The organism is Thermococcus sp. 101 C5 (assembly GCF_009372125.1).
Taxonomy (GTDB): domain Archaea; phylum Methanobacteriota_B; class Thermococci; order Thermococcales; family Thermococcaceae; genus Thermococcus_A; species Thermococcus_A bergensis.
In genome coordinates this window covers 24,513-31,976 of record NZ_WHIZ01000016.1, presented here as the reverse complement: position 1 = coordinate 31,976, position 7,464 = coordinate 24,513, and the positions used below count along the sequence as shown (strand labels likewise).

Sequence of the window (7,464 nt, the reverse complement as noted above, 5' to 3'; positions counted from 1 at the left end):
TGGGCGACCACCTATTATTTTTCTAATAGGTGAAGTTTTAAGGGTTGCGGGCTTTCATCCCCTCCCTATCGGAAGGGCTCTCCCCGCCCGAATAGATAAAGTTCATTGGGGGTAGAAATGAGCAGAATGGGAATTGAATATTTTGATGAACATGTCCTCAAAGACGGCTTTCCGGATGGGTCTTTAATCTTGGTTGCCGGAGAGCCGGGAGCAGGGAAGACTATATTCTCAGCAACTTTCATATACAACGGTGCCAAGAAATTTGGAGAGAAAGGAATGTATATTTCGCTTGCAGAAACCAAGAGCGAGTTCTATGAATCAATGAGACAGCTTGGAATGGATTTTGAAGAACTCGAAAGAAACGGACTGTTTAAATTTGTAGACCTTGTCACGGTAAGCGAGGAGACAATAGAGAAGGAAATAGGACTCCTGATGGGTGAAATAGTAAAGTTCCAGCCAAAAAGGGTTGTTATCGACTCCATAAGCGTCTTTGCCCAAGTTCTGGGCGCTGAAAGAACAAGAGTGTTCCTCCACACAATGCTTGGAAGGTTCATAAAAGCCTATAACTCAACTGCCCTCCTAATTGCTGAAAAGCCGATGGGAGCTGAAAAAATAGGGTACGGTCTCGAGGAATTCGTCGTTGATGGGGTTATTATACTCCGCTATGAGTCCTTTGGAGAGGTCACAAGAAGGGTAATGGAAATCCCAAAAATGAGGAGAAGAAGCATCAAAAAACCACAGTATGAGTATGTAATAACCCAGAGGGGAATTGAGTTCCTGGAAGTTCCTGAACTCAGTAGAGCGGAAATAGAATACACGATGGAAAAAATCACAACAGGTTTAGAAAAACTTGATGGAATGCTCGATGGGGGCTTGTATAGGGGTGCAAATGTCCTACTTATTGGCATGACTGGAACTGGAAAAACCACATTCTCCCTGCACTTTGCCATAGCCAATGCATTACAGGGAAGAAAAGCAGTATACCTCGCCTTCGAGGAACCAATAGACCAGATAATAAGAGCCGCTAAAAACTACGGCATGCCGATAGAGGAAGCCCTAGGAGAGAACCTTAAGATAATCACTTGGGTGCCCGAAAGCAAAACCCCAGTTTACACCTTCTTAAAGATTAGGTGGATAATAGAAGAATTTAAACCTGAAGTATTGGTGATAGACAGCTTAACCGCATTAAGGAATCATATGGATGAGAAGGAACTTGCAAAGATGGTCAGATATCTCAACCTACTGACAAAACTACACAGAATCACCACGTACTTCACACTAAATGCCGAGACAAACTTCGAGATAGTACCGTTTAGTGGAGCAAGTACCATGGTGGACGTTATAATAGGACTTAAGTATCAAGTAAAAAACGAGAGCATAGAGAGAAAAATGGCAATTGTAAAAGCGAGAGGATCAAATCACTCAAGAAAGATATACAGATATGAGATCACCAGCAAGGGGGTAGAAATTTATGAATAAAGGTGGGGAAATTTTGGTTAAAGCAATTTCTGCAGCCCTTAGGGAAGTGGCTCCGGGGCTGGAATCTGTTTTAGAGGCTCACCTCAAGGCTACGTTGAACAAAGGCCTTGAGGTGGCATATGAGAATCCAAAAGAATTCAAAGATGCTGTTTCAAGACTTTTTGGTGAGTACAGCGCTAGGTTACTGGAGATGGTAATTATAAGCAAGCTTAAAGGACGCCTTGGAACAGAAAGAGAAATCAACTCCTTGGAAGAATTAGTGGATCAAATACGTGCAATTTACGGTGAGTAAAATGGATCCGTTAGAGCTAATGACTGCGGCATCGAAAAGAATATCCCCCACGTTCCTCAACCATGAGATAGGCAGCGATATTGAGATTGTGCTTTATCACTTAATAAAGAGGCTAAGAGAGGACTACGAGGATTTCTTAATAGTATCTTTTCAGGATGCATATGCTTCCATCCTTAAGTACCTGAAGTCAGTATATGAAGACGCCGATGAGGTTTTTGAGAGAGTAAAAATCATCTCCGTGAACCCTTTCATAGAGGAAGAACTTAATCCAGACCTTTCTATCAAAACAAAAGATGCTGAGATTATCATCGGCAGAATTAGTGGATATTTGAAAACAAAGAATAATACCTTGACCCTTGTTCTAGGTCTTGACCTCTATGGAGTAAAATACCCAGATGAGCTTGTTGTAATACTTCCAGCACTCATCAGAGTTCTCTCAAAGGGTGATAACAACGTCTTAGTAACTTTCGACGTCAAGATATTCTCAGAGGACATCTTGGAAATAGTAAATAGCTTTGCCCTCAATCTCTTCAAGTTTGGAATAGAGGTTAAAGAAAACGAGATTAAAAGAAAGTTCACAGTAATAAGAAGTCCTTTCTTGGAGTACAACCTGAGGTCATGGTACTACACAGTCACTCCTACCAAGATTGTTTTCTTCCCTGTCACCGCGGAGGTTTGATTTTTACTTTAAAATTTCCACAATCTTGTCCCATATCTTTTCCGCCAGCTCCTTTTTACTCATTAGTGGGAACTTCTCATAACCTTCCCTGGTTACCCAGTAGACTTCGTTCACTTCACTTTCAAATGCAATTTCTCCCCTGTTGGCTATCACCACGTCGCTCTTTGCCTTTTCTATTTGCTTCCTTGCCTGCTCGATTAGCTCTTCTTCACTAACCCCATACTCCGCCTTGAAGCCCACCAAAAAGACATCGGGCTGGAGTTCCTTGACCCGCTGGATTATCTTCGGCGTTGGGACAAGCTCGATGACCAAGGGCTGGCCGCTCTTTATCTTACTTTCCGCTTTCTCCTTGGGGGTGAAGTCGCTAACGGCAGCTGCCAGAATAACAACGTCGTATTTCTTGGTTGAAAGCTCTTTTTCTATTGCCTCAAGCATCTCTTCGACTGTTTCAACCTCTATTTGGTTTTCGACAAAGCTCGGCACGCTTCCCTTGGTTCTTATGAGTGTCACTTCCGCTCCTCTAAATTCCGCCTCCTCGGCTATCGCAACACCCATCTTTCCGCTGCTCCTGTTGGTGATGAATCTTATCGGGTCTATGTACTCCCTTGTAGCCCCTGCAGTTACCAGGACTCTCTTCCCAGCTAAATCCTTCTTGTGAAGCTTTTTTATAACGCGATAAACTATTTCTTCTATCGAAGCTACTTTAGCCTTCCCTTCCTCAAACCTCGGCCCAATAAACTCGACTCCAAGCTTCTTGAGCTTTTCAATGTTCTCCTTTATTATCGGATGTTCGTACATCGTCGAGTGCATTGCCGGAGCAATCATTATCGGCGTATGGGCAAAAGCCGTCGTTACAACGGTGGTAACGGGAGTATCATCAATTCCGCAGGCTATTTTGCTTATCGTGTTAGCGGTTGCCGGGCATACAAGAATTAAATCTGCTTTGTTCCCGTGTTCTCCGGCAAGCTCAACATGTTCAACGAAGCCCGTTATTTCCGTAACCACTTTATTGCCAGTAGCAAATTCCATTGCGTAGGGATGGATTATCTTCTGAGCGTTTTCGCTCATAACTGCATGAACTTCTGCTCCGTGCCTTATGAGCTCCCTTGCAAGCTTGACACACTCCACGGCCGCTATGCTTCCCGGTATGGCAAGCACTATCTTCTTTCCAACGAGCTTCCGGCTCTTGGTTGCGTATATAAGCCTTACATGATGAAGCATTTCACTCACCAGAGAAAATTGGGGAGATTATATTTAAGGTTGCTGTTTTAGAGGATCTTTTTAAACTCCCTCTGCAGGAGAAAAGCATGCTTTTCTTCTAGGGCTCTTTCATCAACTATAAGGACAAGAATCGAATCTTTAAGCAGGATTTGATCCTTCAAATTAACGAGAAATCTAAAAACAGGCTCAAACCCGTTCTCTAGGATAAGATATTCAACCCCATCAATAATCAAAGCATCTCCACTTGTGGCCATAGTCACCGCCCAGTGAAGAATCTTTTCAAGGTGAGTTGGACTAACCGAATTCTCTTTTTCCACTTTGCTCAACCACAGAATAGGGAGTTTATACTTCTCAAAAAGATTGGGATTTCTAACAACCGCCAATATGTTCCTATCTCTAAGAATTTCGGTGATAAGATAATCAATGTTAAGTGAAGGATAAATATATGCACCTGAAGAAAGCGGCTTATCGCTCACCCTTCGCTTGTTATTTGGAATAAAAATTCCAAGAAAGTTCTTCATTATGCCAAAAGCAAACGGAATATAAAAAAGAGCAAAATAAGCGCTTTCTCCAATGACATCATTTTCAACAAATAACATTGCAAAATTAATACTCATCATGGCGACTTTAGTTATGAAAGAGTTCCTTATAAAATTTTTGTTAATAAGTTTTTAATGAACTTGGTTAGTAACAAGAGTTAAAACGATATCCAAACCTACTCCTCCCTCACAGCATCTTCCTCGAACTTCCTCATTTCTTCCCTTGTCCCCACCCACACAACTATAACAGGCTCAACTGTTATCATGCCGTCCTTTATCATTGGCTTTATCTCGTTTATAGCCCTCTCTATCATGTGCCCCCTATCCACGGCCTCAATTATTATCGGCAGATCCGTTGAAAGCCTTAAAACATCACTTGAGTGCACTCTACTCTTTTTTCCAAAGCCATAAATCCCTCTATATACAGTTGCCCCAGCAAGTCCCATCTCCCTCAGTTTTTCTACTATTGCCTTATAAAGCGGTCTTCCATGCCAAGTATCACTTTCCCCTATGTAAATTTTCATTCTTAGAGTATTCCAGTGTTCAATTTCTACCATCCTTTCACCTCCTTGCAAGAAGGAATCCCAAAAATACTAAACCTACGGTTATTATAACGTTTGCCGAGATGTTCATTAGGGCAAGAAAGTATTCTCTCTCCCTTAAAAGGCTAAAAGTCTCGTATGAAAAAGTCGAGAACGTACTCAATCCACCGCAGAACCCGGTTCCAAAAAAGGCTCTCCAGTTGGGAGAAACTTCATAGCCGAAGAAGATTAGTCCATATAAATAACCAAGCAGAAAGCTGGCTGTACTATTCACCAATAAAGTTCCTACCGGAAAATCCTTGTAAACTGGGAGTAAGCCCGCAATGCCATAGCGTATTATTGCTCCCAGCATTCCCCCAATGCCAACTGCCAAGAGGATTTTAGTGTTCATTCCCATACCTCCCAAGCAGTATTCAAAAGCTCAGAAGATCATTAAGTGCCCTCAACGCTCTATAGGTGTTTTGGAAGTTTGAAATCCCCATCTCAAGGCTCCTTCTAAAACCCCCGTTGGGATTCTGGAGAGCTCTTATAAACCTTATGTGAGGTTCTATGTAGCGAGGCTTTTCGTTAATAAGCCTTAAGCCCCTAACCGCGTAGAATGTTGGCTCCAGATAGGGTGGGAGAGAATAAGGTACCTCCGTAAAGCCGCCGTAAACTTCGCACTTGTGGAAGTGCCCTGTTTTTGGAACTGGGTATCCCAGCGCATTGAGCGAAAAGATCGCTTGGCAAGTCATGGTTGTTGTTGCCTGCTTCACACCATAGCCGTCGCCTTTCCTAAAGCTCTCAATGAAGTCCTTTATCTTCCTCTTCTCCGCGGAAGAAACTTTGTAATTTCCTGCTCTAAATGCCCTAAGCACCCAGTAGGTTGCTTCAAGTGGTGTTGCAGTTCCGAATTCCTCGCTCCCCCCAAGACCAACGGCAAATTTGCCTTCAAGGGGGCTATACTTTTCAAAGACCAGTGAAAGTCCTTCTTTTGCTAGGTCTTTTGCCCCTAGAATTGCGAGCCCTTCAACTGCCATGGCTATTGCAACAGTTGCTTGTTGGGGTTTTAGGGAGGTGTGTAAGAATTCTATTGTTTTTTCTTCATCTGGGACTTCTAGTCCAAGAAGATCATAGATTTTAACCGCATAGTAGGTGTCATTTACGTTTGTCTCATTTAGCAGGGAAACAAAGCAATAGCCACCGTCTTCGTGCCTTCTATCCTCAATATACCTTAAAACTGATCTAAGATCTACATAGTTCCCTAGCTTCGAGCCCATTCTACCGCCTCCCAAATTTTAGCGAAGAACAGGCGTCATCAGCCCTTAACGGGCGGTTCGGGCTCGAAGCCCCGGGCGGACGCCATCGCCCAAGGGCAAATTCTTAGGTAATTTTATAAGCTTTTCTTCTGGAAAGATAAAATAATAAGCAAGCGAGTGGTGAGACATGGAGCTTGTTGGATTCGTCCACGTTGGCAACACATTCAACGAAAAAGCAATCGCCGGAGCTTACAGGAGAGTTAACAACTATTTTAAATCAAAAAACCTTCCAATAAGGCTTGTTTATCTTGGAGAACTTGAATTGGGCCCCGGTTATCTCGTTAATATCTACACGGACGGTGGGAGTGTTAAGGGGTACCCCTTGGAGGGAATTACCGAACTTTTGCATGCGAAACTTATACATGCCCGAGAAGAGCTTTTTGAGAAGAAGAAGGCAAGGGCGGAAAAGAACAATAGTTCCGAAGAAGAGGTTACCATGAACAAGATATTCGGAATAGTGAACTTCCCCATAGTTTCGAGAAATCCCTACCTAGATTTTTATGAGAAATTTTTGGGGATTCAGCAGGATTTCCACGAACTAAAGGTCATGGTTCTTTCAATAAAACCTTTTGAATCTGAAAACAAGAAACTTTTTGAGGATAGACTTTTCAAAGGGATTTTACACGAAATAGGGCACGCTTTCGGATTAAATCACTGTCAAGAGGACTGCGTTATGAACCCCCCAAAGGTCATTGCCGAATGGGACTTAAGAAGGGACGATTTCTGTGAAAAGTGCTTTTTGGAGCTGAAAAGAAATGTTAGAGGGGAAACGGATTAGCGTTGTTATTCCAGCTTACAACGAGGCAAAAAGAATTGGAAAGGTTCTCTCAAAAATCCCGGAGTTCGTTGATGAGGTTATTGTTGTGGACGATGGGAGCAGAGACAACACTTCAGAGGTCGCAAAAAGTTATGGAGCAAAGGTAATCCGACTTGAGGAAAATCAAGGAAAAGGGGCAGCAATGAGAGAAGGGATCAAGAATGTAAGTGGTGATATTGTGGTTTTTATGGATGCAGATGGCCAGCACAATCCAGAGGAAATTGAGAAGCTCCTCTATCCAATTTTGAGGGGGGAGGCAGACTTTGTTATAGGCTCTCGGCTGATAAAGGCACAAGGAAAAAGACCGCTTATAAGAAAGATAAGCAACTTTCTGAGTACCGGCTTAATAAAGTTCAAGCTAGGCATTGATGTTAAGGACACCCAAAGCGGATTTAGAGCCATCAAGAGGGAATTCCTACCGGAAATAGAGAGCAAAAGATATGAAGTTGAGACTGAAGTTTTAATAAAAGCCGTGAAAATGGGAGCGAGAGTTAAGGAAGTCCCGGTGGAAAGAATCTATGGGGTTGAGACGGGCCATTTCAGGTTTGAAGACGTTTTGAGGTTCATCCACTCCCTTATCAAGTACTGAGGTGGGTA

10 protein-coding genes and 1 riboswitch are annotated in these 7,464 nt (G+C 42.8%); of the genes, 5 read left to right on the top strand and 5 right to left on the bottom strand.

Annotated elements, in window-relative coordinates:
- Nucleotides 1-117 precede the first annotated feature (117 nt).
- From GBV73_RS03900 to GBV73_RS03890, 3 genes are read left to right on the top strand one after another with little or no spacing between them, the layout of a single operon-like run.
- Nucleotides 118-1,479, top strand: a complete 1,362-nt coding sequence (locus tag GBV73_RS03900; RefSeq protein WP_152879436.1) for an ATPase domain-containing protein — start codon at nucleotides 118-120, stop codon at nucleotides 1,477-1,479.
- A gap of 13 nt (nucleotides 1,480-1,492) precedes the next feature.
- On the top strand, nucleotides 1,493-1,771 hold the full coding sequence (locus GBV73_RS03895) for a NitrOD5 domain-containing protein (RefSeq protein WP_232194543.1): 279 nt from the start codon (nucleotides 1,493-1,495) through the stop codon (nucleotides 1,769-1,771).
- Nucleotide 1,772: 1 nt separating this feature from the next.
- Nucleotides 1,773-2,450, top strand: a complete 678-nt coding sequence (locus GBV73_RS03890) for a hypothetical protein (RefSeq protein ID WP_042699424.1) — start codon at nucleotides 1,773-1,775, stop codon at nucleotides 2,448-2,450.
- A 3-nt stretch (nucleotides 2,451-2,453) separates the two neighbouring features.
- Here the strand turns inward: GBV73_RS03890 and coaBC are convergent, their stop codons facing one another.
- The 5 genes from coaBC to GBV73_RS03865 form a co-directional block, all read right to left on the bottom strand.
- Complete coding sequence (gene coaBC / locus GBV73_RS03885; protein ID WP_152879445.1) at nucleotides 2,454-3,671, bottom strand: bifunctional phosphopantothenoylcysteine decarboxylase/phosphopantothenate--cysteine ligase CoaBC; 1,218 nt, start codon at nucleotides 3,669-3,671, stop codon at nucleotides 2,454-2,456.
- A gap of 47 nt (nucleotides 3,672-3,718) precedes the next feature.
- Nucleotides 3,719-4,291, bottom strand: coding sequence for a DUF835 domain-containing protein (locus GBV73_RS03880; protein WP_152879434.1), 573 nt, complete (start codon nucleotides 4,289-4,291; stop codon nucleotides 3,719-3,721).
- 95 nt (nucleotides 4,292-4,386) lie between these two features.
- Nucleotides 4,387-4,767 carry a DUF190 domain-containing protein gene (locus GBV73_RS03875; RefSeq protein ID WP_152879431.1) on the bottom strand — a complete coding sequence of 127 codons (381 nt, stop codon included), beginning with the start codon at nucleotides 4,765-4,767 and terminating at the stop codon, nucleotides 4,387-4,389.
- A 4-nt stretch (nucleotides 4,768-4,771) separates the two neighbouring features.
- Complete coding sequence (crcB, locus tag GBV73_RS03870) at nucleotides 4,772-5,143, bottom strand: fluoride efflux transporter CrcB (protein ID WP_152879430.1); 372 nt, start codon at nucleotides 5,141-5,143, stop codon at nucleotides 4,772-4,774.
- Nucleotides 5,144-5,165: 22 nt separating this feature from the next.
- Entirely contained in the window at nucleotides 5,166-6,011 is an 846-nt protein-coding gene (locus tag GBV73_RS03865; protein ID WP_152879428.1) for a prenyltransferase/squalene oxidase repeat-containing protein, read from the bottom strand.
- A gap of 22 nt (nucleotides 6,012-6,033) precedes the next feature.
- A riboswitch (Fluoride riboswitch) is annotated at nucleotides 6,034-6,110 on the bottom strand.
- A gap of 67 nt (nucleotides 6,111-6,177) precedes the next feature.
- Here GBV73_RS03865 and GBV73_RS03860 point away from each other — a divergent pair.
- Both GBV73_RS03860 and GBV73_RS03855 read left to right on the top strand, forming a co-directional pair.
- On the top strand, nucleotides 6,178-6,828 hold the full coding sequence (locus GBV73_RS03860; protein WP_152879426.1) for a peptidase M54: 651 nt from the start codon (nucleotides 6,178-6,180) through the stop codon (nucleotides 6,826-6,828).
- Complete coding sequence (locus GBV73_RS03855) at nucleotides 6,806-7,456, top strand: glycosyltransferase family 2 protein (protein ID WP_042699443.1); 651 nt, start codon at nucleotides 6,806-6,808, stop codon at nucleotides 7,454-7,456. Before GBV73_RS03860 ends, GBV73_RS03855 begins: the two co-directional genes overlap by 23 nt.
- Nucleotides 7,457-7,464 lie beyond the last annotated feature (8 nt).

Excerpts from the sequence above, each read along its gene's own strand:
- GBV73_RS03855 (WP_042699443.1), top strand. The coding sequence starts at position 6,806 with ATGTTAGAGGGGAAACGGATTAGCGTTGTTATTCCAGCTTACAACGAG.
- GBV73_RS03880 (WP_152879434.1), bottom strand. The coding sequence starts at position 4,291 with ATGATGAGTATTAATTTTGCAATGTTATTTGTTGAAAATGATGTCATT.
- GBV73_RS03900 (WP_152879436.1), top strand. The coding sequence starts at position 118 with ATGAGCAGAATGGGAATTGAATATTTTGATGAACATGTCCTCAAAGAC.
- crcB (WP_152879430.1), bottom strand. The coding sequence starts at position 5,143 with ATGAACACTAAAATCCTCTTGGCAGTTGGCATTGGGGGAATGCTGGGA.
- GBV73_RS03875 (WP_152879431.1), bottom strand. The coding sequence starts at position 4,767 with ATGGTAGAAATTGAACACTGGAATACTCTAAGAATGAAAATTTACATA.
- GBV73_RS03860 (WP_152879426.1), top strand. The coding sequence starts at position 6,178 with ATGGAGCTTGTTGGATTCGTCCACGTTGGCAACACATTCAACGAAAAA.
- GBV73_RS03865 (WP_152879428.1), bottom strand. The coding sequence starts at position 6,011 with ATGGGCTCGAAGCTAGGGAACTATGTAGATCTTAGATCAGTTTTAAGG.
- coaBC (WP_152879445.1), bottom strand. The coding sequence starts at position 3,671 with ATGCTTCATCATGTAAGGCTTATATACGCAACCAAGAGCCGGAAGCTC.
- GBV73_RS03890 (WP_042699424.1), top strand. The coding sequence starts at position 1,773 with ATGGATCCGTTAGAGCTAATGACTGCGGCATCGAAAAGAATATCCCCC.